Raw genomic sequence first — 24,974 nt, 5'->3', positions numbered from 1 at the left:
TTCAAGAGCAAGGAGTGAGTGACGCAATGGAACATGTATTCTGGGTAGAAGATAACGCAGTGGGTGGTCGTTCTGGTCCCGATAAAGAACCCTGGGATATCGTTCAACTCGCTGATGCTGGTATCACTGCAATTTTGTCCGTGAATGATGGAGAAGGCGTGCATATCGCGCGCCTTAAAGAGTGTGGAATCGACTACGCACATATCCCTCTATCAAGCAGCGCGCCACCGCTTGAGGGTGATGTCAGTTTCTGCCTTGACGCTTTACCTCGCATTGTTGAATTCATCGCTCGCCATCGCTCATCTGGAAAAGTCATCGTACATTGTCGCTCTGGAAAAGATCGAACAGGCATTGCGCTCGCCGCCTATCTGATGCATTCGCAAAAGATGAGCGCTAATGACGCTTACCATCAAATCAAAGGCATTCGAGATATCGCATTTACCGCCCCGGGTTGGGATGTGTTTTCGTTGAAAGTGTTGGCGGCTTTTGAGCAAGGAGCATGAAATGACAATCATTGAACAAATTGTGGCGAGAGAATTAGACGCGGTGATTGTGTACGAATCTCCAGATGTGATCGCTTTCGCAGATCATGAGCCAATCAACGTGGGTCATCTTTTGATTGCCCCAACGCGACCTTACCAAACGTTTATTGAATTACCTGAACAGATAAACGAAGAAATTCAACGAGTGGCAAAAGATCTCTATCAGCGTATTGAAAATACGTTTAAGCCGGATGGAATCTCCTTTATGCAAAACAATGGGATGTTTAACGATCTTGGGCATTATCACTTACACATTTTCCCTCGATTCGAAGGTGATAAATTCGGATGGGTGAGCGATGGCGGAGACATTCAGTCAATCAGTGTATTGAGGGGCGTTTTCGAGGAGTTTTGAGCTGATTAGCTTTGTAGAGTAATCAGCGCATTGGCCGCAATGCGCTGGCGTGGATTTAGGCTTTTTCTTTTTCGAGTTTTTCTATTTCTTGCCAAATTTGTTCGGCTTCTTCGGTGATGGTGGAGTATGACCTAATATCCCCTTTACGTTGGGCTTTCATGGCTAGTTCTAGCTTTGCGTTATACGTTTTTCTGAGTTTTTTCGTCGGGTCATTGTTGAAAAATGAAAACATGCGCAATCCCTGTGTGATGGTTTCAGATGATTACGCAGTGACTTTGAACCAAGATCAGTGAGTAGGTCGTTTTCTTGGTTCGAAAGCCTTTTTATCTACGTTGAACACGCAGACGCTAAAACTTGCCGTTTTCATTGTTCCATTCCGAGCGTGGGGGAACCGTTTCAACGGTGTCCCAATGCTCTACAATCTTTCCATTTTTGATGCGGTACAAATCATAAAAGGCGGTGTGCTCGCCCATTCTAAAACCTTCACAGACACTCAAAACAAAATTGCCTTCGGCAAGCGTACGGTGATGGGTTTCATAGAGCAGGGTGGCGGGTTGGTCTGCCGTACCCAGCGCTGCAATCAATGAATCGATGTCATCGCTGAGTTGGGGGTTGTGTTCGCTGTAGTTGTTTGCATCCATGTAATCAAGCATGAGATGCACTTGTTTGTTGATGAGTACATCGTTAACAAACGCATTAATGGTGGCTCTGTTGCTTTCCGTCAGGTCGATATCTTCGAGCTGTGTCGCACCGTCTGTCATTGAGCGTCCCGAAGCATTCGGCGCTTGTTTTGCTTGCAGGTTATCCCAATGCTCAACCGTTTTGTCGCCTTCAAAACGGAAGACTTCAAAGCAGATTTTCTCGCTGCTGAAGTCATACTCGGTGTGGGCAAAGATGTAATCGCCATCGGAAAAAATCCGGATGATCTCTACATGAGGATTGGTCGTCGAAAGGCGGGCAAACAGCTCTGCAAGCCCAATGCCGCCTTCTTTGGTCATGGGGTTGTGTTGTACATATTGTGATTCATCCACCACAGCCACAGCGTTTGCGTCGCCGTTTTCTATCCCTTTTTTGAGGAGATCGTGGATCCATTGCTTCCTTTCTGCACTCATATATTTCATTCCCTTGATACTGCTTGAAAACGAGTGTAGCGGATTGTAGGCATGAGGAGCGTCTCGGATTTCAGTCAGAGAAAGTATCCTTTGAATCAATGTCTCAAGATTCTCTGTTTCATGGCTAAATGCCTTACAAAGCCGTGTTTTTCAAGCCCAGTCTCTGAAGAGAAAATGGGTATGTTCTGCTGCCTGTTTAAGTTTGTAGCACTAAATTTCCGCCATTTCTTTTCAATTTATGTAAACCCCTAAAAAGTAGATATGAGTCCAAACTATTGAAAGCATGATATTTCATTCTAATTGGTTGCAACCTATCTGTGATGTAAACCTAATATTTCGCGATGCCAAATAACTATGATGCGCGAGTTCATTATTAACGTTGTCATCAAGGAGATTGATGTGTTTTTCATCGAGTTTTTCATAGTTCTCGGCTGTATTCTTATAGGAGCTCGCATCGGCGGGATTGGGTTAGGTGTTCTGGGTGGAGTCGGTCTTGCCATTCTGAGTTTCGGTTTTGGTCTTCAACCTACCAGCCCACCGATTGATGTGATGCTTATGATCATGGCGGTTGTTGCTGCGGCTGCGGCAATGCAAGCGTCAGGCGGTTTGGATTACCTCATCAAGATCGCTTCAAGCATTTTGCGCAAAAATCCTCGTCACATCACTTTTATCGCACCGCTTGTTACATACCTCTTTACTTTCCTCGCGGGTACTGGCCACGTGGCGTATTCGGTGCTTCCTGTTATTGCGGAAGTGAGCCGTCGCAGTGGTGTACGTCCTGAGCGTCCAATGGGTATGGCTGTTATTGCTTCACAGTTTGCTATCGTGGCGAGCCCAATCGCCGCAGCGGTCGTTGCTTTGGTTGCGTTCCTTGAGCCGCAAGGCATTACGCTGGCGCAAGTTTTGGCAATCACCATTCCTGGTACATTCCTTGGTTTGGCCGCAGCATGTGTCATTGTGAACAAGCTGGGTAAAGAGCTGAAAGACGATCCTGAATACCAACGTCGCATGCAAGATCCTGCGTTCCGTCAAGAGATGGAACAAGAATTGGAAGTGGCGGAAATCGTGGTTAAACCACAAGCGAAAACGGCGGTTGGCCTGTTCTTGTTTGGTGCGTTGGCGGTAGTCATCATGGGTGCATTCCCAGCACTTCGTCCTCAGTTTGACGGTTCTGCCATGGGCATGGCACACACCATTGAAATCATTATGCTATCAATGGGTGCGTTGATCATTTTGATTTGTAAGCCTGATGGTAATGAAATCACGCAAGGTTCAGTGTTCCATGCAGGTATGCGCGCTATCGTAGCAATCTTTGGTATTGCGTGGTTGGGTGACACCTTCATCGCAGGTCACGGAGACATCGTGAAAGAAACCGTGTCTGGGCTTGTAGAAGTGGCGCCGTGGACGTTTGCATTTGCGCTGTTCGGTTTGTCTGTCATGGTAAACAGCCAAGGTGCGACCACGGCAGTATTGGTGCCAGTCGCCATTGCACTTGAGTTACCGGTGGAAGTGATTATTGCGACGTTCGTTGCGGTGAACGGTTACTTCTTCATTCCTAACTACGGTCCAATCATTGCGTCAATCGACTTTGACCGCACAGGCACCACCAAAATTGGTAAGTACATCTTCAACCACAGCTTTATGATCCCTGGTCTGTTGAGCATGGTGTTCAGTATTATCTTCGGCTTTATCTTTGCAGGTTTTGTTTTGTAATTACTGACGCTGAAACTAGCGATACAAAAAGCCGCCCTTCGAGGCGGTTTTTTTATTGTTCACTGTCATAAAAATGCTAGTTGCAAATGCATTCAGTTCAATATTTGAAGTCGGCGCGGAAATCTAGAATCGAATTTTAAATCAATATGTTGTGGTGTAAATATAGCGCGCGTTGAAGAGTGACTGTTGGCAAAATGTTACCTGAAACTTGAGTTAAACATGGATAGTTTACATGCCAAATACAGCGAGAAAACACCGTGTGATCTTAGCCATTGCTAGATGATGCTCCGATCGCCTTTGTTGTCCCCACCTACTTACGGTTTTATTTGTTTTGGAATAGATGGATGCACCAGAATAATTGTTTTAGAACTCTTTTTTTACCAATCGTTTTATTCCTTACAGCTTGTGGTGAGTCTGTCACTTTCTCCCCAGAGATAGGTGATGAAAAACGCTACTGGGCGTACGCCCATACCACCCGTGATCTGGCAACTCATCCTGAAACGGTGATGCTCAGCGAGAGTCTGCTTCATTATAAAGTGGAACAAGCGGGTGGCGCGCTGAGCTTGCATGTTACACCTGAGCACTTGCAATTTGCGATAGGGCGTTCTGGCTTTTCAAGTGTGGATTCGTCCAGAAGTAACCAGCAGATACAGAACATATTTAGCGCTGGCTTTGATGTTTCTCTGAATTCGGAAAGCGGCGAGCTATCCGAGTTTACGGCAAGAAATAAAGACCAATGGGAGACGTTTGTCGATCGAGGTGGTCAGATCTTGATTAACGGCTTGCAATCAACAATTACCGCACCAGGATTCATTCAATCTATTCCAGTGAAGGAAGGCAGCCAAGTTCAATTGACGAATTTTAAAGGCGTTCCAGTCACTTTAACGCTTAAGTCTGTTTCTGAAAGCACCGTGTATGCAACGATGTCTTCGCAAGACAAAGAAGCTTCTTCTCAGGTCTCGGGAACTTCTTCGGCAGAAACACCTTCTTTAGACAAACAGCTATTTGGCCAAATAGAAATCAATCGTGCGACGGGTTGGTTAGAAAAAATGCTGCTTGTGATGAATCTTCCCGTTGAGGTTTACGGCCAAACCAAGATGACGCAATTTGCTTTTGCCATGCTTCCTGAAGAAGAAGCCATCGGCACGTACGCTGAAATATTTAACAACACCTTCTATGACGAAGAGGAGCATTGGTTTGATATGTCCCCCTTACCAGATAGCAATCCATCAAACGTTTTGCTAACTGCTGAGGATGTTCTGCCTTATGAGCGTGGGATGATGCTTGAACAAGAGGCGGGCTTTTTGCTTTCTTACCCTACGGATATCGCTCGGGAACAACCGTTAGGCCGTATAGCTTTTCGTGATGTGACAGCGTTTAGCAATGGTCAGCCTCTCGATGTGATGTTTGCTTCACCGCTAGATCAGCAATTCATCGATCAAGGGATGAATATTTCCGCGGACGTTCAGCCCTTAGGCTGGAATATCGGCAGCAAGCTCGAAGAACTGGAAACCCTTGCTGCGCATATTGATTACTTCGATGCGTCAGAAACGCGTTACAACCTGCCTTGGAAGGGCGGGAAAACACAAACATTCCAGTTGGGAGACATTACGCTCACCGCCACCTTGGTTGCAGGAACACAAAACGAATACCGACTTGAATATGCCAATACCTCCCATAGCCGTCTCGCGCCCGTTGTTGGTGGTATGCAAGGACAAATCAGTTTCCCATCAGATCAAACCATCCCGCAATGGCTGGTTCCTAGCTCGAAGCAAATGTTTAGCTTTTTGGGGAACCCAGTGCTTCAACCGCAGACAATGGTCGTCAGGCTATTAGCGGCACCGACTGAAGTGACGTTCATTGTGCATCGTCTAAGTGACGCTCCAAGCTTTACTCGTGAAGTTGTGTTCTGGGACAAAGCGTTGTTCTTGTCCAGTGCTGAAATGCCGCCGATGGGCCTAGTGCCGCAAAATGATTCTTTCTTCGATGGTGAAGACGAGACAACACCTAGCGAGCAAGCATCGACGTTTGATTTCAATAATGACTTGGCTATTGCTACCGAATCATTTCACAACGCGGTTATCGCTCTACCGCATGAATGGGAGAACGTGTGTCAATTTAGCATTGATAACGCGCCAGAAATTAACGGTCATTCTTTGGTATGGAAACCGCAATCGAAAACCAGCAACGACGTCGCGGGTGGGCCGACAAAAATTGAAGACAATACGTCGGCCTATCAACTCACAACACCAGATGGCATACGACGCTATTTCTACGACTTAGAAATCACCACGCGCTTTGCGTGTGAAGGTAAACCTTCTTGGGATGAAGTCGCCATTAACCCAAGCCCACTTCCGTGGCTGATCGATGTGAGTACGGTGGTCGATTTCGACCATGAGCAAACTGTGAAACAGTTTATCAGCGGCTATCGAATATTCGATAAGCATGGCGAAAAACTGTTGCCGGTCGATCGTTACGGTAATGCGCTAACTGCCCTTGATAGCCCGCTTTCAGAGACGCTCTTTGAGCGCAAATATATCAAAATGTCGGGCAAGATTTCTCGTGTCGAACACTACAGTATTGAAGGTGACCCGCTAGAAAGAACCTTTGTTACCAAGCTCCCACCGATCAAGAAGGGGTAAGGTGATGCAATCGATACTGAAGCATATATTTCCTCTCGCATCGTTGTTAAGCGTGTCGGTAGCTTGGGCTGCTCCCATTTGGTTAGATGACGACTGGAATATTGTTAAAACCGAATCTCAAGCCAGTTATTACCTCGCAGAACCTCTGGTTGAACGAGATGGCGTATGGCCTGTTAACGTCTACTTTCAGGGTGGGGAAATACTCAATTTTGAGGGTACGTTTAACAGCGCGGATATCTCCACAGGGAAATCTGTCGGCGATTACAAAATTTATCATGACAACGGCAACTTGCTGTCTACCGGTAGACGGAACGAGAAAGGGCAGTATGAAGGGTTAACGCGCTTATATAACGAAGATGGTGTGTTAATTGAAGAAGCTGAGTTTGTTGCGGGCAAAAGGCACGGAATCAATCGAAGCTTCTATCTAGATGGTAGCGTTGAAGAAGAATACACCAACCGAAACGGTAACAAAGAGGGGGAGAACATCCATTACTTTGAAGATGGAACGGTGTCGCACCGTTTTCACTTCGTTGATGGAATGTCAGATGGCCTTCAATTGTACTACTACCCAAATGGTGCGAAGCGTTACAGCGTCAACTACAAGATGGACAAAGTGCATGGTGAATACGCCAGTTTCTATAAAAACGGGCAAGTTTCGCATCGCGTCAATTACGTTGATGATAAGACAGACGGGCTCGGCTACTCCTACAACGAGAATGGCTTTTTGTACCTAGAAACCCCATACAAGAGGGGAAAGAAACACGGTGTTGTCCGTGGGTGGCATATAGGAGGAAAGCTGCGCTTTGAGGAGCACTACCGCGATGGAAAACAACATGGCGCAGTGACGCACTATTATGAATCCGGCAACTTAGAACGCACCAACAACCTCGTTAAAGGAAAACAAAGAGGCGCACAGCGAACGTATTTCGACCAAGTTGATGCGGTGCAAGAAGAAACCATTATCAACAATAACGGCAAAGTTAGGTCTAAAACGCGATTCAATAAGAAGGGTGAATTGACCTACGAATATGTTGCCTCTTACCCCAACCAAAGAAAAATCAGCGATGAGAAGACATATCGTGACGGTGTGCTGATCTCGCGTATTCAAACAAATGCTCAGAAGAAATGGGAATTGGAAGAGCGCTTCGACAACAGTGGCCAGCTGACACGCCGTTCAGAAGAAGTTAACGGGAAGCGAAACAAGGCTTTTATCCAATTGGATGTCTATACAAACAACATGGAAACGACCCACTACCAACATGGGGTCCGACATGGCAAGCGCCTTGTTGTTTCGTCGACGGGTGAACCAGTAGAAAGTGGCACTTACCATCAAGGTAAGAAAAGCGGTACTTGGGTCATGCACTTCGATGGCACCGTCCGCACTGAGAACTATAACCGCAAAGGCCAACTGCATGGCGAACTGACTCAGGTGAACGCGGGTGGTCAGCGAACCACGTCGGAGCATTACCTCAATGGTAAACGTCATGGCTTTACCGAAAACTACAACCACCACGGCATGTTACTCGCTAAGGGTAACTATGTTGATGGCGAAAGAGACGGGCAATGGCAACATCAAGAAGACCATGAATACGATGTTGTGCTTTGGTCTGGCAGCTATCAACAAGGCAAAAAAAACGGGAAGTGGTATGCGCAATCAGCGGCAGGTTATGAGCTGGGTCGCGAGCAATATGACCTTCAAGGCCGCAAGCAAGGCACCTTCTATTACTTTGGTGAAAGCGGCGATTTAAAACGCGTTGAACGTTATGTCGATGATGAGTTGGATGGCGATATCGATACCTATGGAACTGATGGCCGTATTTATCAGACACAAAGCTATGACATGGGGAAATATGTAAAGAGCAGTGATGAGGACGATGCGTCGTCGTTCCTGTTTGGTGATGACAAATAGCCCTATTTATAACCAAAGCTATAACCAGGCAATATCTAGGCACCCAGAAGGGTGCCGTTTCTTATTGAGAAATAATTTTATCCAAAAGCATTTAGCGAGGGATTGATGCGCTTTTTTACGCTAGCCACACTCATGATATGTTCACTATTGATGACGTCATCGGTTTTTGCGGAACGAATATTACTTGATGCCAGTTTAAAGCTGGTTACCGGTGATAAGAAGGCCAAGTACTACATAACGGAGCCTCTTGCGGAGCAAGACAGAAAGTGGCCGGTGGTTGTCTATTTTGTTGAGTACGACACTGTCTACTTTAAAGGTGGGTTTAACGCCAAAGAGCCTGCGAGAGGGAACATCGTTGGGGACTATGAGTACTATACGTGGAAAGGGGTGATTAAATCTAAGGGACACAAAAATAGTGAAGGCAAAGAACACGGATTGAAGCAGACATACTCTTCTGGCGATTTGAAAAAAGAACAACATTATGTGGACGGTGTTTTGAATGGGGCGCAAAAGGTCTTCTATTCAAATGGTCACGTGTCTGAAGAATTTGAAATGTTGGATGGAAAACAGACGGGTGAAAGCATCAGCTATCAGCATGATGGTTCCGTCAGGTCTTTAACCACTTGGCTTGATGGAGAGATGCATGGGCCGATGTTTAACTACTACCCAAATGGCAATATAAATTACGAGATGAACTTTCAACATGGTCAGCGCCATGGGAAATACCGAGCGTACTATGTTGACGGGCAGCTAAAGAGTGACGGTCAATCCGCGTTTAATCAGTATGAAGGTGTGTTTAATCGGTACGACAAAGCCGGCAACAAAATTCAACAGCAAAACTACAAGAACAATGAAGAGCATGGCGTGACGCTGAATTGGTATGGCGATGGCCAACTGTCGTCTGAACAACACTTTGTTGCTGGCGAGCTGCATGGCGTTTCAACTGAGTATGACGAAGTCGGAAATACCACGAAAATCTATCATTATATGGATGGAAAGAAAGTGGGTGAGCAGCGCGTATTTCATCAGCAGAGTGATGTTGTTGAGACCCTTTATGAATACGACGCTGACAGTCGTTTGATCGCGAAAAAAGAATTCAATCAACAAGGCGAGAAAACCTTCGATCTCTCTGTGAGTTTCAATGAAAACGGCGAACGTACCAGTGATGAATATCGATATCGAAAGGGTGTTGTCACGTCAAGGCTTCAGGAAGATGAAAGTAAGGCTTGGAAGCTGACTGAGTTTTTTGACGAAGGCGAACTATCGCATCGTACGGAAACCATTGATGGAGAATATCATAACCTGTATTTCACTCAACTCGTGGATCATAAAGCAAGGAAACAGCACTATAAACATGGTGTTAAGCATGGCAAATTTTCGGTGACACAGTTTGGTGAAATCATCGAGCAGGGCGAGTATTTTGAGGGTGAGAAATACGGTTATTGGGAGTATGACTGGGATGGTAAGCGCGTCTTTAACTATAACAAGAAGGGCGAATACCATGGTGAAGTTAAAAAATACTACCGTTTGGGAGGGTTAGATCGGTTGGACACCTATGACAACGGTATTCAGCATGGCCTTTCAGAATCATACAGGGATGACGGTACGCTTTGGTCAAAAGGCAACTTTGTGGACGGCAAGGAAGAGGGAGAATGGCAAACCGTTATTCCTGAAAAAAGTAAAACCGCAATGTGGTCGGGTGTTTATCGCGCAGGGGAGAAAGTGGGTATGTGGACCGGACAATATCCTGATGGTAGTGATGCTGGACAGTTGCAGTTTGAAAATTAGCTGCAGTTTAATGATTGATATTTCGTCGTATCTCAGCGCCTTTGAAACGGAGCGAAGCTAGATTCGCAAAAAGCCTCACACTTTTGTGAGGCTTTTTCGTTTGCGATATCTGCAGTTAGCAGGCGGACTTAAACCCGTTCAACACAGCAACGGTGTTGTGGCCGAGGTCGTCAACCGCGTAACCACCTTCAAACACAAACAGCGTTGGCAGGCCAAGCTCGCCAACCATCTTCCCGATGTTCAGGTAGTCTTCAAGCTTGAGTTTGAAGTGGCTGATTGGATCGTGCTCATACGTGTCCATACCCAATGAAACCACCAGAGACTCAGCACCAAAGCTGCGAATTCGCGCGATGGCGGTTTCAAGGGCTGGGCGATACAGCGACCAATCGGTTTTGCCTTGTGGCAATGGCAGGTTGAGGTTGAAGCCTTCGCCTTTGCCTTCACCGTGTTCATCATCAAACCCCAAATAGTGCGGGTAATCGTAATCTGGGTCGCCGTGAATCGAGACAAAAAGCACATCGTCACGGTCGTAGAAAATGCTCTGGGTGCCGTTGCCGTGGTGGTAGTCGATATCTAGGATCGCGACTTTCTCGTGGCCTTGGCGGCGCAAGCCTTCGGCGGCGATGGCGGCATTGTTGATGTAGCAGTAACCGCCCATCAAATCTGGCGCAGCGTGGTGACCTGGCGGACGGCACAATGCGAATGCGGCGTTTTCGCCATTCATCAGCACATCAACACCTGTAAGAGCGCAATCGACGGCAGATGAAATGGCGTCAAAGCTGGTTTTGGTTATCGCTGCAGTCATGTCGAAACTGTAGTACCCCAGTTTGCCTTCAATGTCTTTAGGCACGCGGTTACGAAGGTGGCGAGCTGGGGCAAAGCAGTACGGTGACGCATCATGTTCAGGGCCGTAAGTGGCTTCCCACTCGTTCCATGCGTTTTGCAGGAATTCTACGTAATCTGGGGTATGCACCCACAACATTGGGTCGGTGCCGAACGTTTGTGGTTCAATAACCTGATAGCCGCCATCGCTATTAATGGCGTTAAGCACCATGTCTGCGCGTTCTGGTTTTTCAAAACACGCCGTTGGCTCGCCGCCAAGGAATTCGTATTTTACTTGGTGAAGCTTTTGCTTCTCGCTGTAGATAACCTTCATTATTTCTTTAGCTCCAGCCAGTATTGGTTGTAGATAGACACGGCATCACCGATGTCTGACAGGAATTGACCTTTCTGCTTCACCTCTGTGGGAGGGAAGATAACGTCGCTGTTTCTCAGCGCATCAGGAAGGTGTTTTAGCGCGCCTAGGTTTGGCACGGCATAACCAATTTCTTCCACCAATACCGCTTGGTTTTCCGGTTTCATCAAGAAGTTGATGAAGGCATAAGCGGCATCTTTGTTCTCTGCATGCTTTGGAATGACGATGTTGTCCATCCAGAAAATCGTGCCTTCTTCTGGGTAAACATAGTGGATGGCTGGGTTTTCAACCGTTGCGCGATACGCGGTGCCGTTCCACTGCATACCGACGTTTACTTCGCCCATGATCAGTGGGGTATGCGGCGCGTCTGAATTGAACAGGGTCACGTTCGGTTTGAGCGTTTTCAGCTTTTCATAGGCTTGGCGAATTTCATTCTCATCGCGGCTGTTAACGCTGTGTCCATTCATGATGAGCGCCATACCGAACACGTCACGTACGTCATCGGTCAGGAGCAATTGGCCTGCGAAATCATCGTTCCAAAGATCTGCCCAACGCTTAACATCTTTACCGTCAACCATGTCTGCGTTGTAACCCATGCCGGTGCTGCCCCACATGTATGGCAGGGAGTAGCGGTTTTCTGGGTCAAACGGTTGATTAAGGATAGACGCATCAAGGTTGGCAAAGGCAGCAATTTTGCTTTTGTCCAATGCGTGCAGCAAGTCTTCTTGTGCCAGCAAAGAAACGTAGTACGTCGAAGGCACCACCAAATCGTAGCCCTTTGCGTTGAGCAGTTTCAACTTGGCGTACATGGTTTCGTTACTCTCGAACGTGGAGTAATTCACTTTGATGTTGGTTTCTTTGGTGAACTGTTCGATCAGTTGTTGAGGAAGGTATTCTGACCAGTTGTAGATGTTCAAGAATTGTTCGGCGTGCACTGAGGCGGAGAAAAGCAGGCTAGACGTCGCTGCGATAACAAAGGATTTTTTCATTTATGTACTGTTTTCCGAAAACATGATTTCTATTAATAACACGCAATATTGCGCGCGCGAATTACATAGGAAAACGAACTGACTCGCAATAAATCCCTTGAATTTATGGGTTTTTACGTCATTTCAATTGATCTCACCCCGACAATGTATTGGTCTCATTACTCAGGAGAATAATAAGCCAGACATTACGTTGACGACGTGCCGTGTCCATCTTGAGCTACGGGAGAGGAAGGCATAAAAAAACCTCCCCGAGATGAGGAGGTTTTGTCGAATCAGGCGTGATAAAAACCTGTTTTCATGTCTAGCGTGTGATGATTACTTCTTTGGTTCGATGATGTTGAACCAGAAGTCGAAGTTATCCATTGTGCTAGCAATGTCACTCAACGCTTTGCCATTACCTTCAACCTTGGCGTTGCCAGATTTCACGAGGTCAGCAATGCTTGCTTGTCCCATCAAGACTTTGTTCAATTCTGAACGGTTCATCGTCAGTGTCATGTCTGGGTTGTCAGATTGAATACCTTTAAGGTTGTTCAAGTGCGCGTTTTCCAGTTCCACCAGGAAGGTTTCGTTCACGTCTGGCAGTACGAAGTTAATGGTGTAATCTATGCCTGCCGCTTTAGTGCCGTTCAAACGCACGCCGAGGTAATCCAAGAACAACTCGGTGTCCATGGCAACAACCATATCAGCGCCTGCTGTTTTGGTCGCATCGCCTTTTGGTGTGCCGTTACGAAGCTCAAACGCACCCATTAGGTAGGTATTACGCTCGCCCGCAGATTCACTTTGGTAACCCAATTGTTCCAAGCAGTCGGCTTGTAGGTAACGCGCTTTCTGATTGGTTGGTTCGGCAAATACCGCTTTGTCGACGATTTCCGCACACCAGCGGTACTCGCCGTTATTAAAGGCTTTTTGACCGACGCTTAGCACGTTGTCTATACCGCCCATGGCTTCGACGTATTTTGGTGCAGCATCTGCAGGCGCAAGAGGGCGCAGTGTGGCTGGGTTCATGTCGAAGTAACCCAAGTACTTGTTGATCACGGCTTTGGCATTACGGTGGTAACTGCCGTGGTAGCCGCGGTTGTACCATTCATTTGCAAGCACATCTGGCACGTGGAACTCATCTTGAATTTCATTGATGGTCACGCCGTGGTTTGCCATGCGTAGTGCTTGGTCGTGAATGTAGCCGTACATGTCACGTTGCTTACGAAGGAAGTGATTGATCTCTTCCTTGCCCCAGCGAGGCCAACTGTGAGAGGCGAACATCACGTCAGATTTGTTGGCGTACATGTGAATAGATTCATTGATGTACTTGCTCCACGCTTTTGCGTCACGCACTTCTGCGCCGCGAAGGGTGTATACATTGTGCAGGCCACCAACGGTATTTTCTGCCATCCAGAGCGCATCGAACTGCGGGAAGAAGGTGTTCATTTCCGCCGGTGCTTCTGTACCTGGGGTGTTTTGGAATTCCATGGTGATGCCGTCGATCACTTTGGTTTCCGTTTCTTCATTGATCACCGTGGTAGGCGCGATAAGGCTGACTTCCCCTTGCGCGACGCCTTTACCAATTGCCGCATCGACTTGGCCTGTGGCCGCTTTTTCAAGTGCGTTGCCGTATTGGTAGGTCACGCGACGCGACATGGCATTGCCCGCAAGGACGTTTTCTGCCACAGCGTGATGCAAGAAACCACGTGGGGCGATGATGTCTACTTCACCGCTGTCAGCTTGTTCTTGGGTCACGATGCCTTTTACGCCGCCGAAGTGGTCAGCGTGTGCATGGCTATATACCACGGCTTTCACAGGGCGCTCGCCAAGTTCTTTGTTCACAAAATCTAGCGCTGCTTTCGCGGTTGCAGGCACGGTTAGCGGGTCAAAGACGATCCAACCTGTGTCACCTTTAACAAAGGTGATGTTTGCAAGGTCGTAACCGCGCACTTGATAAATGCGGTCGGTGACTTTGTACAAACCGTGGTGCATGTTCAATTGGGCTTGGCGCTGAAGGCTTGGATGAATACTGTCGTAGTCTTTGCCGTCCAGCAGGAATTCATAGTTACCGAGTTCCCATACCACTTTGCCGTTGGCATCTTTGATTTCGAGGTTGTCTTGTTGTGCGATAAGCCCTTTTTCAACTAATTCAAAATCTTTTTTATCTGAGAAAGGAAGCGTGGCGCGTTGCTCTGCGGCGAAGGCTTGGGTTGTTGCCGTCGGCGCTTTGGTGTTTGGTGTGTAAGTGTGCGCAATGGCTGGCACGCTGACTGATGCAATCAATACTGCGATTAACGTAGGCTGGAATATTGTTTTCATAGTGATCTCGCTTTCTTCGTTAATAGAACAGGAAACGAGCGTCACTATAAGGAAGCAGCGTGTGGAGAACGATACGTGCTGCAATAATCCATTATTAAGCAGGGCTTAACTATATGAGAGGATTTCTTCTATCTGCTGACGAAGCCATGTGATGCCTTCGTCATGCTGTTTCGCTTTATGCCAACAGACAAATGTGGGGATAGGGCGGATTTCAAAAGGCAAAGGTTGCACGCTTAATCCGAGCTTTTCTGCCCACAAATCCGCGAGGCGCTTCGGCGTAAAACACAGCAAATCTGTTATGGCTGCGGTGGCCATCAAATTGAGCATGGAATCACTTTGATAATGCACTTTACGCGTAGGCAGGGGTTTCTCAATCAGATTAGAAAACATAAAGCTACCGAAACGTCGGCTTGTGAGTGCGGTGTGTTTCTCCGAAAAAAACTGCTGAAGGCTGATTTTTCCTTTTATCCGCGGGTGATCTTTTGCGTAGGTCACCACAAGGGTTTCGTCAGACACTTTCGCGGTAATAACGGAAGGGTGACTAATAGGCAACGATGAAAGGAATAAATCCACGCCACGTTCACTAAGCACCTGACTTGGCGTGAAATGGTTGTCTTCGTAGGGCGTTAAATTCACGGTGACATTTGGCGCTATCTCGCTGAGTCGGCGCAATAATTGCGGTAGCACGGCAAGATCAAAATAGGCATGTCCGCCCAGCATAAATTCCCTTGTGCTGGTGGCCGGATCAAACGAGGTGTTTGCTTCTAAGCCAAATCGAATGGCGCTGAGGCCCTCAGCTATGTGTTTGTGCATGTTGATGGCTTGCTGAGTGGGCTGAATGCCGCGGCCTTGTCGAACAAAAAGCGGTTCGCCAACATGATCGCGAAGCCGAGAAAGATTTTGGCTGACGGCTGCTGAGGTCATGTTGAGTTTATCGGCGGCTTTTGCCACAGAGCCTAATGTCATGACGGCATCGAAAACCGTCAAAAGGTTCAAATCGTAATTGCGTAGCATGGATTTCATTAAGCAATGGTTAAGAATGTAAGCTTATCACGGTAAAGATGTGCTGGCGAGATGGCGTGAGCGACAAAAGGAAAAGCCATTGAAAGAATCAATGGCTTTTAAGTTGGATATCGGCTGATAGGGTAATGTGAAAAGGTTATTTGGCGCCGTTCTCGATACGTTCGATTTCTCGCCAAAGATCTTCAGCCTCTGCGTGGATAAATGAGTAAGAACTGATATCACCATTGCGTTGCGCCTGCATCGCGCGTTCTAGCTTGGCGTTATATTGTTCACGCAGTTTTTTCGTTGGGTCTTTCTTGAACAGTGAAAACATACGACACCTCTCTAATACTAGATGTACTAATCACTACGCAAAGTATTGCATAAATGATCATGGATGTCGTCATAGTACCCCCGTTATTGCGACGAATTCATGACGCTTGCTTGACAGATTGTGTGCGTGCCTTTTGCACGAACCACACGCCAACCATGATAAACGCCATTGCGCCAAGGTCGATCCCGCTAATCGGTTCATTGACTAACAGTGCCCCAATAAGCAGCGCGACGACAGGCGGAATGTAGGTCACGCCTGATGCCACTATGGCGCCCATCTGATCGACCAAGTAGTAGTAAATGATGTAAGCCAAGCCTGTACCTAAAATGCCTAGACCGAAAACCAACCCCAGTGATGCTTTTGTGTCTTCAAACACAAGGGTCATGCCAGACATGTCGGTAACGAAGAACAAGAACACCATGGCAAACCCCGTTTGGTACGTGGCGAGTGCGAGGGGTTTCAACCCTAAAGGTTTAATGAAGTGTTTCGCGTACACAAACGAAATGCCAACGCTAAATGCCCCTGCAATCATGTAGAGCGTACCAAGGCCATTCACGCTTCCAACATCACTTTGCCAAGGTTGTGCAATCAACAATACGCCGAGAAAGCCCATCACCGTGCCTGCAATGGAACCGAGAGTAATCGGTTCGTCACGCAATAGCAGCGCCGCTGACACGAAGGTGAATAGGGGGATTGCGCCACTTAACATGCCTGCGATGCTTGAAGGCAATAAGGCCGTCCCTTCCGCAAAGGCGATGTAATAAAGTGACGTTGCGATGAGTGACATCACCACAAAATGTTTCCAGTGCTTTAAATCTTCCCAGCGCAATACTCGTTTATACAGGGCATAGAAAAACAGCGGTAGGAAGCCAAATACCACGCGTAGAAAGACGATTTGCACGGGGGTGATGAACTCAGCAGCCCATTTGGTGAAGAGAAACATGGTTCCCCAAACGACCCCTAAGGCAATGAAAGCAATGGCGGCTAAAGATGGCATGAAACACCTCTGATGATTTCCGTTGTCGACGCACCTTACTACGGCGCGTCAGTGTGATCTTTTATTGAGAAAAATTTTATCCGTCTCAGCGCGACGGGAACAAGCGCGAAAAAATTGTGCTAGTGTGAAGAAAAACTACAGTCTGGATGATTGATGCGACTCCCGAATCTCAACAGCTTGCGAATTTTTGAAACGGTTGCACGTCATGGCAATGTAAGAATCGCCGCTGAGGAACTAAACCTCACACCCAGTGCGGTGGCGCAACGTATTCGACGACTTGAGGAGGAGCTCGATCATGTGCTGTTTCTCAGGGAGGCACGAGGTGTCAGTTTGACGGAAGGCGGAAAGGTGCTTTTTGGCGAAGTATCGAGAAGCTTATCAATACTCAATCATGCCGTAAAAACGCTGAGCGATGTTGGTCAATCCGTGTTGATGAGCGTGCCGCCATCCTTTGGTGTGAAATGGTTGATTCCGCGTCTTGGGCAATTTCAGGAACGTCATCCCGACATCGATCTTCGGCTTTCCTCTTCCGAAGCCGTCAGTAACTTCTTTGCGGATGACGTGGATTTTGTGGTGCGCTTTGGCGTTCCTCCATTCGGAGATGAACTTGAATGGCATCTCTTATCACCCGTTAACCTCAAGATTGTTTATAACCCGCTGTATCTTGAATCGCATCCCCCCTTGACTGGGAACAATGATTTTACCGGTCATCAATTGATTGATGATTCGCATCAGAATTGGACAAAAGTGATCGGTAAACAAAACGGCGCTAAGCTCGGAAAGACACTCAATATGTATCAAACTGGCTTGGCCATCGATGCGGCACTGTGCGGGCAGGGATTGTGTATTTCGCCTTTTGTGCTGGTGTCGAGCTATGTCTCGCAAGGGGATATGGTCGTGCTTGGCGATGTTCCCGCCCCAGAGCATCAAGGCTTCTACCTTGTGTACCCAAAGGGCAGGCAATTCAGTGCAGAAAAACGATGTGTCATGGAATGGTTGCGGCAGGAGATCACTGCGGGGGCGTAATTTCCGTGTCATGCGCCATCTTTTGCTGGCTATGCTTTCCCATCAACGTAACGCGCAATCATGATCACTTCATCCGCAGAATAGAGGTCTGGGATCGTGACTTCTACCTCTGCGCCCAATGTCTTTTTATAAAGTGCTTGCGCAAAATTGTCAGCGCGGGTGTTCACCATTATGTGCTTTAAGGTTGAACCCTGTTCAGCAAGCGATGCTCTGACGTGAGGGAGTGACTCTTCAATCAATGCGCGTCCTACGCCTTTGCCTTGTGCCCTTGACGCGACCGCCAGTAACTCGAGATCCAGCACAGCTTCAGCGCGAAATCCGCTCTTTTGCGTCCACGTGATGAAGCCCAGAATGTCTCCATCAGATTCAGCGACAAAGTTGAGGAAGCGCGGGGTGGCATTGAGGTTACATTCGAGCCATTCATAAGAGCGTTGCTGGCGAACGAATGCTTCTTGATGAATGGCTGCGGCGTTAGGCAAGTCAGCGTGAGTCATAGGGCGGATAAGCATAGTGACTTTCTCATAAGGGAATGGCGAGTTTTGTTGAGATTACAGCGCATTATCGGCCGTGTCTTTTCCTTTTTCAGCCTTTTATCGATAGGGATAGGAGCGCAACTGCGGTTGTTGCTTTACAAGTGTCGATTCGCGCTCTATTGTGCCGGAATCTTTACGGCTATTGGCTAAAATAAGCAGGTAGCAAAGTATTGTTGCGTTATTCACATACGAAGGTGAAATGAAGATACCAGCGAGATTATTGCCATTGGTTGAAGATGGCATGGTTGATGAAGTGATTTCTCAGTTGATGAGTGGCAAAGAGGCCTCGGTATACGTTGTATCGAGTGGCGGCCGTATCTGCTGTGCGAAAGTGTACAAAGAAATCGATCAACGTAGCTTTAAACAAGCGGTGGCGTACCGCGAAGGGCGCAAAGTAAAAGACAGTCGCCGTGCACGTGCAATGGCGAAAGGCTCGAAATTCGGCCGTGATGAACAAGAAAAAGTGTGGCAGAACGCAGAGGTGGATGCCTTATACGCGTTGTCTGAAGCGGGGGTTCGTGTTCCTCAGCCCTATGGTTGCTTTGATGGCGTGCTCTTGATGGAACTTGTCACTGACGATAACGACTCCGTTGCATCACGTTTGAACGATGTGACCCTCACGCGCGAGCAAGCATTGCGAGACCATGCTCAGATCATTAAAGACGTCACGCGCATGCTATGTGCGGGTATCGTCCATGGCGATTTGTCAGAATTTAACGTGCTGGTGGATCACCTCGGCCCTGTGATCATCGATTTACCACAAGCGGTTGATGCCTCAGCAAACAACAATGCGAAGTGGATGCTTGAGCGTGATGTGAACAACATGACCAACTACTATGGGCAATACGCGCCAGAGTTGATTGGCACACAATACGCCAAAGAAATGTGGGCGCTTTACGAGGCGGGCGACTTAACGCCAAACACAGAACTCACGGGCGTGTTTGTCGATGATGGCAGCGATGCCGACGTTGATGGCCTGATGGCAGAAATCAACGCCGTCATGGAAGAAGCGCGTTTACGCAAAGAGCGTCGCTTGCAGGCGGAATCTGGCGAAGAATAATCTTCCAGTCTTCTATCACTTTTCTGAATGCATACCTTTTGAAGCCAGTCTTATGACTGGCTTTTTGCGTTCAGGGCTTTGTTCAAACCCTTTGCGATCCAAATATGCGGGTGATGAGCGCGTATCGCTCTGTCCGTTTCATTATTTCTTCTACCGACAAACAATTTCTTCTACCGACAAACAATTTCTTCTTAGCCCGCCAATTTATGCTGCGTTGTTTGTGCCCTAACGGCTGTTTATGCTCGAGGAAGGTTAAGTCAGTGGCTAACGCGTCTTCATCAAAAAGCACTAAAGCAGAGGACGAAAAGATAGGGAGATAACTATGAACAAAGACAGTCGAGGTCTTTCTTATTCCGGAACAGATCAAGCAGGTATCGCGAAATTTGAAGAAGCAATGGCGTGGAATTTTGATTACCTACCCAACGGGTTGGAAAAAGTAGATGCGCTGTTGGCGGAGTATCCGGACTTTCTTATGGCATGGGTGCTCAAGGGTTACAGCATTGCAAGTGAAGGTCGCTTTGGGGCACTGAGCAATATTCCACTCACGTTTATTGAAAATAGCACGATCAGGATCGCTTCGACGCCGAGGGAAAGAAAACATGTGCTGGCGTTGTCCGCTTATGCGCAAGGCGATACGAAGAAAGCTGTAGAAATTTGGGCTGATATTTTGAACGAATGGCCATTGGATCTGCTTGCGTTCCGTCAATCGACAGGGAATTTATTTTGGATGGGAGAGCGCCAGCGTTTGGTGGACACCGCTGCGAAAATCGCACCGCATTGGACTGAGAATACGCCAGGGTATGGCTATTTTATTGGTGCGTTCAGTTTTGCGTTGGAAGAGGTGGGGGAATATTCGCTCGCTGAGAAATATGCGCGCCGCGCTGTTGAAATAAACCCATCTGATATGTGGGCAGTACACTCGATGGCACATGTGCTGGAAATGAATGCAAGAACAGATGAAGGCATCGCCTGGATTGAAGAGAGGCATGAACGTTTGCCAAAGCATAATGCCTTCGTCGGTCACATTTGGTGGCATCTGGGTTTGTTTCATTTAGAGCAAGGTCATATCGAAAAAGTGCTGTCTTTGTTTGATGAATACATCTACCCGGAAGCCTCATCGTTTTATCTCAACATACAAAACGGGGCGTCTTTGCTTAAAAGGCTTGAATTCGTAGGCGTTGATGTAGGCAACCGATGGGAACGCCTTTATCAAGGGGTAAAAGATTCCGTTGGCGATTACCTCTATCTTTTCACTGAACTGCATACCGCGATGATACTGAATCGGTCGGGGAGTACTTATCAACTTCCACAACTTCACGCTTCGTTGTCAGATTGGAGCAAAACCCGGTACACCAATGAAACGTCGATTGCTCAAGAGTTAATCTCAGGTATTTCGGCTTATGAGGCTAAGGATTACGACATCGCAGCAAAGATGTTGCATCCTCAGCGATACAGCCTTTCTGTTCTTGGGGGCAGCCATGCGCAACAAGATATTCTTATCCAGTATCTCATCAATGCACAGCACAAAAACAGTAACGTGAGTGCGGTGACGGGGTTAATGAAAGAGCGGGTATCCCGTCGTACGCAATGGGATGAAAAACCTCAACAGTTTATGCAAATGTGGCAGCAAATTGATGCGATGAAAGACGGTATGTCAGAGGATGTTTTCCGTCAGCTGTTGAGAAAAGTTCAGTAAAAAATGGGCAAACCAAAGCCATTGGATAATTAGAGCACTTCGAAGCAAGTACGCAATGAAAAGGACGGATTAAACATGACGGTAACTATCGATTTTTATAGCGACTTGCTTTGTTTTTGGGGTTGGGTCGGCCAACAACATAACGATCGAGTGATGCCACTTTGTGATGACGATGTGGAATGGAAACACCATTGTTTAGCTTTATACGGAAACGTGCCGGAGCGAATGCGCGCGTTAGGTGAGGGTGACAAAGGCTACATGAAATACGCTGAAATCACTGAGCGATTAATGGCACGTTTTGATGGTTTAGATGTTCACCCTGACCTTTGGCGTAAAGTGCGTCCAACCAGTTCACTGATGCCACACCAAGCCGTTAAAGCGGTTGCGTATGTTGCAGGGGAGAAAGAGGCGCATGATGTTGAACGTGCGCTGCGTGAAGCGTTATTTTGCGATGCGAGAGACATTAGCCACTTTGGTGTGATGAAAGATGTGCTTTCTGACCTGCATTTGGCGGTGCCTGACGTGATTGAATGTCTGCAAAGTGGGTATGCATTGGCTTCTGTTTATGGCGACATTAAGCGTGCTGAAACGGATAAAGTACCGGGCAGCCCAGCGTGGATATTTGACGATGGACGCTATCGTTTCTTTGGTCAAGTGGATGTCGAGTCGCTGGCATTTGCCATTAATAGGGTTGTAGCAAAGCAGGTGTAGTGTTGTTCGCACTGAGCATCAAAACAAACAGGCTGCGGGTGCGAACTACTATCAAAGGGTTTGTTTGGTTCTTTTTTAAGCGTTTTGCTTGATTATTTGTCGCTGTTTTCCACGTTCAATGTTTGATAACCCGCCCAGACGCGTGTTGCTGTCGTCACCCAACAAAGCGCCCCAAAGGTCCATGCAATTTCTGCAAAATACCCCGGGAACAAACAAAACAGCACGAAACACGCAATGGTTTCTGTGCCTTCGGTTAATCCACCGATGTAGTACAACGACTTGTTCTGATAGACAGGGTTTTCAATGTCTCGTTTGCTCGCCATCACGGCAAAGGCCAAAAAGCTCGATCCGGTACCCATGAAGGAAAACACCAAGAACGTTGCCGCCACGGCATTTTGATCGGGGTTCGCCAACGCAAAGGCAAAGGGGATCATGGAATAGAACAAAAAATCCAAGGTGATATCGAGGAAACCGCCGGCATCGGTGATCCCTTGCCGCCGCGCCAATGCACCATCCAGCCCGTCGAAAATCCGATTAATCGCAATAAACAACAGGCCCAATCCGTAATGTTCGGTAGCGATAGCGGGGAGGGCGAGCAACCCGATGAGAAAGCCCGCAACCGTGACTTGGTTGGCGGAACAACCAATGGTGTCGGGCAGTTTTGCTGCTTGTTTTAGCGGCCAGCGAATAACCGCAATGGCATAACGATCAAGCATGTTTTTCCTCTGGCTTTATCAAGGTTGCGGTCGGTGACATATCCGATGCCGAGGGCATTGGCCATTGTAAACAGGTGCTTTCTTCCGGCACGTCGTCTTCATCATGAGTCACCATCACAGCGGCGATATTACGGTATTTAATCTGCTGAAAGACGAAGGCGCGAAATGCTTTTCGTAGTGGTTTGTCGAGCTTACTGAACGGTTCATCGAGCAAGATGACATTAGGGTGCGAGAGTAGGGTACGCATAAGGCTGACACGTGCACGTTGACCGCCCGAAATTTGCTGCGGCGCTTTGAATGCAATGTCAGCGAGATCGATGTCTTCCAACGTTTGCAGCGAACGGGATTTTTTCTCTGAGGCCGTCATGGTATCTGGCAAACCAAAGGCGAGGTTTTGCCAAACATTCAAATGTGGGAAGAGCAAATCGTCCTGAAACAAGATCCCTACCGCGCGTTTCTCGGCGGGCAGCGCCAAAATACTTTTCCCGTTCACATGAATGTCGCCCAAGCATTCGAATTCTGGCGACAGGTGGCCGGCAATGGCACTCAGCAGCGTCGATTTTCCGCAGCCACTTGGCCCCATCACTGACAGGATATGTCCATTTTCAATCGTGAATGACATGCCATGAAGCAGCGTCATTTGTGGCGATCTAATGGTTAGGTTTTGTACTGATAAGCTCATTGGAACTCACTTTTGTGTCAGCGTGACGTGCTAAACGACGCTGTGGATCAGCGATTCGGCTGGCAGCAAGGGCGATGCCGAAAAAGACCAAAGGTAAAAACGCCTGTATCAGGCCATATATCGCGCTAATGCGTCTGTCTTGCCCACTGGCGAGACTCACCGCTTCCGTGGTGAGTGTGGTTATTCTGCCCGCACCGAGAAGCTGTGTGGGTAAGTATTGCGCAAAGCTCACGCTCAGCCCAACCGCCCACGCCAGCAAGATCGCAGGTAAGACAATCGGCAATTTTACGGATAACCATGCTTTCCAAGCGCTGTGGCCGAGACTGCGAGCTGTTTGGGTAAGGCGCTGGTCAAAGGAATGCCAAGGCCCATCGAGGGCGAGATAGACATACGGGAAGGCAAACAGGATGTGCGCCCAAATGGTAGCTGGCACGTGCCATTGGCCTGGGAGCATATAAATGGCGATTTGGATACCAAACAAAATAGAAAGCTGCGGGATCAGCATTGGAATGGCGATAACCAGCTGCGGTACGGATTTATGGTATTTGTCTCGGTATTCCAAACAACCAATGGCAAAAACAAGGGCGACGCTCGCGGATACCAATCCCAGAATAAGGCTGTTGGCCGCCAACTCAAGCAAGTTGCCCACTTCTTGTTCCCAAAAGCGTGTGGTGGTGCGTGTTGGCAAAAGCGAAGGAAAGCGCCAGCGCAGGGCGAACGACCAAACCAGCAAGATAGGAATGATGATAATAGGCAGTAGGGCGATAAAGCCAAACAGATATTTACCGGGCAGTGAGTAGGTTTTACTGCCGCTGAATTGCCAAGTCTGCCAGCCATTAACCAGAAGGTATTCTGCGAGTCTGTAAAGCAATAACACGCCAAAACAGGCAATAAACAAGGCGATGGCACCAGCGGCGGCGCGTGGTACTTGGGTTAAATCGGGGTCGTTAAACCATTGCCAAACCAACACGGCAAAGGTAGACGGCGATGACGGCCCCAGAATCATTGCTACATCAACCACTGATAAACCGTAGGCCAGCACGGCATAAATGGGGAAGCGCATTTTGGTGAGCCATTGAGGAAAAACGACCTTTAGCCAAGACGCGCTGGTGTTATATCCAAGGCTTCGTGAGGCGGTGAGCAGTCGATCAACCTGCATCTGCTTTAACACAGATAAGCTCATTAGAAGCAAAAACGGGGTTTCTTTAATCGCCAACGCGAGTATTAGGCCAAACCCTTGGCTGTCTTGTACCAGTGACCATAAATACGGCTCTGTTTCGCCTGTCAGCGAGGCAAACAAACGGAATAGCCAACCTGATGGTGAAAAGGTGAGAGCAAAACCGATAGCGAAAGCGACATGTGGCATGGCAAGAAGGGGAGAGAGCCATTTTTCAATGCGAATCCAGCCTTGTGTGCCCCAACAGCGTTGGAGGATCAGAAAGGTCATCAATATGGCGAGAAGTGTGGCGGTTACGCCAGTGAATATGCTGAGTTGAAGTGCTGTTCCACTGCCTGGCCACGAGGTCATCGCGTGCCAGCCATCTAAATTTGGTTCGTTTAATCCAAGGGCTGGGAGGTAACTGGCTGCGGAAAGCAAAACACCGCCAAGCCCCGGGATGAGGGGTAAACAACACACTGTCAGCGTCATGACATACAGCAGACGTAACATGTTTACCC

At 47.8% G+C, this 24,974-nt stretch carries 22 protein-coding genes; 10 read left to right on the top strand and 12 right to left on the bottom strand.

The window, feature by feature from the left end; translation table 11 throughout:
• Positions 1–26: 26 nt before the first annotated feature.
• A complete protein-coding gene (locus EQP46_RS06825; RefSeq protein WP_129492923.1) occupies positions 27–503 on the top strand; it encodes a dual specificity protein phosphatase family protein in 477 nt (158 codons plus the stop codon).
• Between the two features lies 1 nt (position 504).
• Positions 505–894 (top strand): HIT family protein, encoded by a 390-nt coding sequence (locus EQP46_RS06820; RefSeq protein ID WP_129492922.1) that lies wholly within the window; start codon positions 505–507, stop codon positions 892–894.
• A gap of 55 nt (positions 895–949) precedes the next feature.
• Here the strand turns inward: EQP46_RS06820 and EQP46_RS06815 are convergent, their stop codons facing one another.
• Positions 950–1,126 carry a DUF6435 family protein gene (locus EQP46_RS06815; RefSeq protein WP_129492921.1) on the bottom strand — a complete coding sequence of 59 codons (177 nt, stop codon included), beginning with the start codon at positions 1,124–1,126 and terminating at the stop codon, positions 950–952.
• 115 nt (positions 1,127–1,241) lie between these two features.
• The gene (locus EQP46_RS06810; RefSeq protein ID WP_129492920.1) at positions 1,242–2,006 is read right to left on the bottom strand and encodes a nuclear transport factor 2 family protein; all 765 of its coding nucleotides are present in this window, start codon (positions 2,004–2,006) and stop codon (positions 1,242–1,244) included.
• A gap of 399 nt (positions 2,007–2,405) precedes the next feature.
• Here EQP46_RS06810 and EQP46_RS06805 point away from each other — a divergent pair, with 399 nt between their 5' ends.
• The 4 genes from EQP46_RS06805 to EQP46_RS06790 all read left to right on the top strand — a co-directional run bounded on the left by EQP46_RS06805 (position 2,406) and on the right by EQP46_RS06790 (position 10,058).
• Positions 2,406–3,719, top strand: a complete 1,314-nt coding sequence (locus EQP46_RS06805) for an anaerobic C4-dicarboxylate transporter family protein (protein ID WP_129492919.1) — start codon at positions 2,406–2,408, stop codon at positions 3,717–3,719.
• A 344-nt stretch (positions 3,720–4,063) separates the two neighbouring features.
• Positions 4,064–6,361 carry a hypothetical protein gene (locus tag EQP46_RS06800; protein WP_129492918.1) on the top strand — a complete coding sequence of 766 codons (2,298 nt, stop codon included), beginning with the start codon at positions 4,064–4,066 and terminating at the stop codon, positions 6,359–6,361.
• Between the two features lie 4 nt (positions 6,362–6,365).
• A complete protein-coding gene (locus EQP46_RS06795; protein WP_129492917.1) occupies positions 6,366–8,270 on the top strand; it encodes a toxin-antitoxin system YwqK family antitoxin in 1,905 nt (634 codons plus the stop codon).
• A gap of 150 nt (positions 8,271–8,420) precedes the next feature.
• Entirely contained in the window at positions 8,421–10,058 is a 1,638-nt protein-coding gene (locus EQP46_RS06790) for a toxin-antitoxin system YwqK family antitoxin (RefSeq protein WP_240671678.1), read from the top strand.
• A 115-nt stretch (positions 10,059–10,173) separates the two neighbouring features.
• On the opposite strand, the gene EQP46_RS06785 is transcribed toward EQP46_RS06790, so the two are convergent.
• From EQP46_RS06785 to EQP46_RS06760, 6 genes are all read right to left on the bottom strand, one after another.
• Complete coding sequence (locus EQP46_RS06785; RefSeq protein WP_129492915.1) at positions 10,174–11,214, bottom strand: histone deacetylase family protein; 1,041 nt, start codon at positions 11,212–11,214, stop codon at positions 10,174–10,176.
• The gene (locus tag EQP46_RS06780) at positions 11,214–12,242 is read right to left on the bottom strand and encodes a polyamine ABC transporter substrate-binding protein (protein ID WP_129492914.1); all 1,029 of its coding nucleotides are present in this window, start codon (positions 12,240–12,242) and stop codon (positions 11,214–11,216) included. Before EQP46_RS06780 ends, EQP46_RS06785 begins: the two co-directional genes overlap by 1 nt.
• A 315-nt stretch (positions 12,243–12,557) precedes the next feature.
• Entirely contained in the window at positions 12,558–14,540 is a 1,983-nt protein-coding gene (locus tag EQP46_RS06775) for an alkyl/aryl-sulfatase (protein ID WP_129492913.1), read from the bottom strand.
• A gap of 105 nt (positions 14,541–14,645) precedes the next feature.
• Positions 14,646–15,554, bottom strand: a complete 909-nt coding sequence (locus tag EQP46_RS06770) for a LysR family transcriptional regulator (protein ID WP_129492912.1) — start codon at positions 15,552–15,554, stop codon at positions 14,646–14,648.
• A 145-nt stretch (positions 15,555–15,699) separates the two neighbouring features.
• Complete coding sequence (locus tag EQP46_RS06765; protein WP_129492911.1) at positions 15,700–15,876, bottom strand: DUF6435 family protein; 177 nt, start codon at positions 15,874–15,876, stop codon at positions 15,700–15,702.
• 97 nt (positions 15,877–15,973) lie between these two features.
• Entirely contained in the window at positions 15,974–16,873 is a 900-nt protein-coding gene (locus EQP46_RS06760; protein WP_129492910.1) for a DMT family transporter, read from the bottom strand.
• A gap of 153 nt (positions 16,874–17,026) precedes the next feature.
• Between EQP46_RS06760 and EQP46_RS06755 the strand changes: the two genes are divergently transcribed.
• Complete coding sequence (locus tag EQP46_RS06755) at positions 17,027–17,899, top strand: LysR substrate-binding domain-containing protein (RefSeq protein WP_129492909.1); 873 nt, start codon at positions 17,027–17,029, stop codon at positions 17,897–17,899.
• A 29-nt stretch (positions 17,900–17,928) separates the two neighbouring features.
• On the opposite strand, the gene EQP46_RS06750 is transcribed toward EQP46_RS06755, so the two are convergent.
• A complete protein-coding gene (locus EQP46_RS06750) occupies positions 17,929–18,393 on the bottom strand; it encodes a GNAT family N-acetyltransferase (RefSeq protein WP_192545483.1) in 465 nt (154 codons plus the stop codon).
• A 238-nt stretch (positions 18,394–18,631) separates the two neighbouring features.
• On the opposite strand from EQP46_RS06750, the gene EQP46_RS06745 reads away from it, so the two are divergent.
• The 3 genes from EQP46_RS06745 (at position 18,632) to EQP46_RS06735 (ending at position 21,899) form a co-directional block, all read left to right on the top strand.
• Positions 18,632–19,492: a PA4780 family RIO1-like protein kinase gene (locus tag EQP46_RS06745; RefSeq protein WP_129492907.1), complete on the top strand. Its 861-nt coding sequence runs from the start codon at positions 18,632–18,634 to the stop codon at positions 19,490–19,492.
• 322 nt (positions 19,493–19,814) lie between these two features.
• A complete protein-coding gene (locus tag EQP46_RS06740) occupies positions 19,815–21,188 on the top strand; it encodes a tetratricopeptide repeat protein (RefSeq protein ID WP_129492906.1) in 1,374 nt (457 codons plus the stop codon).
• A 75-nt stretch (positions 21,189–21,263) separates the two neighbouring features.
• Positions 21,264–21,899 (top strand): DsbA family oxidoreductase, encoded by a 636-nt coding sequence (locus tag EQP46_RS06735; protein ID WP_129492905.1) that lies wholly within the window; start codon positions 21,264–21,266, stop codon positions 21,897–21,899.
• 92 nt (positions 21,900–21,991) lie between these two features.
• On the opposite strand, the gene EQP46_RS06730 is transcribed toward EQP46_RS06735, so the two are convergent.
• From EQP46_RS06730 to EQP46_RS06720, 3 genes are read right to left on the bottom strand one after another with little or no spacing between them, the layout of a single operon-like run.
• Complete coding sequence (locus EQP46_RS06730) at positions 21,992–22,615, bottom strand: CDP-alcohol phosphatidyltransferase family protein (RefSeq protein WP_129492904.1); 624 nt, start codon at positions 22,613–22,615, stop codon at positions 21,992–21,994.
• On the bottom strand, positions 22,608–23,297 hold the full coding sequence (locus tag EQP46_RS06725) for an ATP-binding cassette domain-containing protein (RefSeq protein ID WP_129492903.1): 690 nt from the start codon (positions 23,295–23,297) through the stop codon (positions 22,608–22,610). The genes EQP46_RS06730 and EQP46_RS06725 overlap by 8 nt, the downstream gene beginning before the upstream one ends.
• Positions 23,266–24,966 carry an ABC transporter permease gene (locus tag EQP46_RS06720; RefSeq protein WP_129492902.1) on the bottom strand — a complete coding sequence of 567 codons (1,701 nt, stop codon included), beginning with the start codon at positions 24,964–24,966 and terminating at the stop codon, positions 23,266–23,268. The genes EQP46_RS06725 and EQP46_RS06720 overlap by 32 nt, the downstream gene beginning before the upstream one ends.
• Positions 24,967–24,974: the final 8 nt, after the last annotated feature.

This window comes from Enterovibrio baiacu (assembly GCF_004120195.1).
Taxonomy (GTDB): Bacteria; Pseudomonadota; Gammaproteobacteria; order Enterobacterales; family Vibrionaceae; genus Enterovibrio; species Enterovibrio baiacui.
The sequence above is the reverse complement of the archived record's forward strand: the minus strand, read 5'-3'. Positions and strand labels throughout refer to the sequence as shown.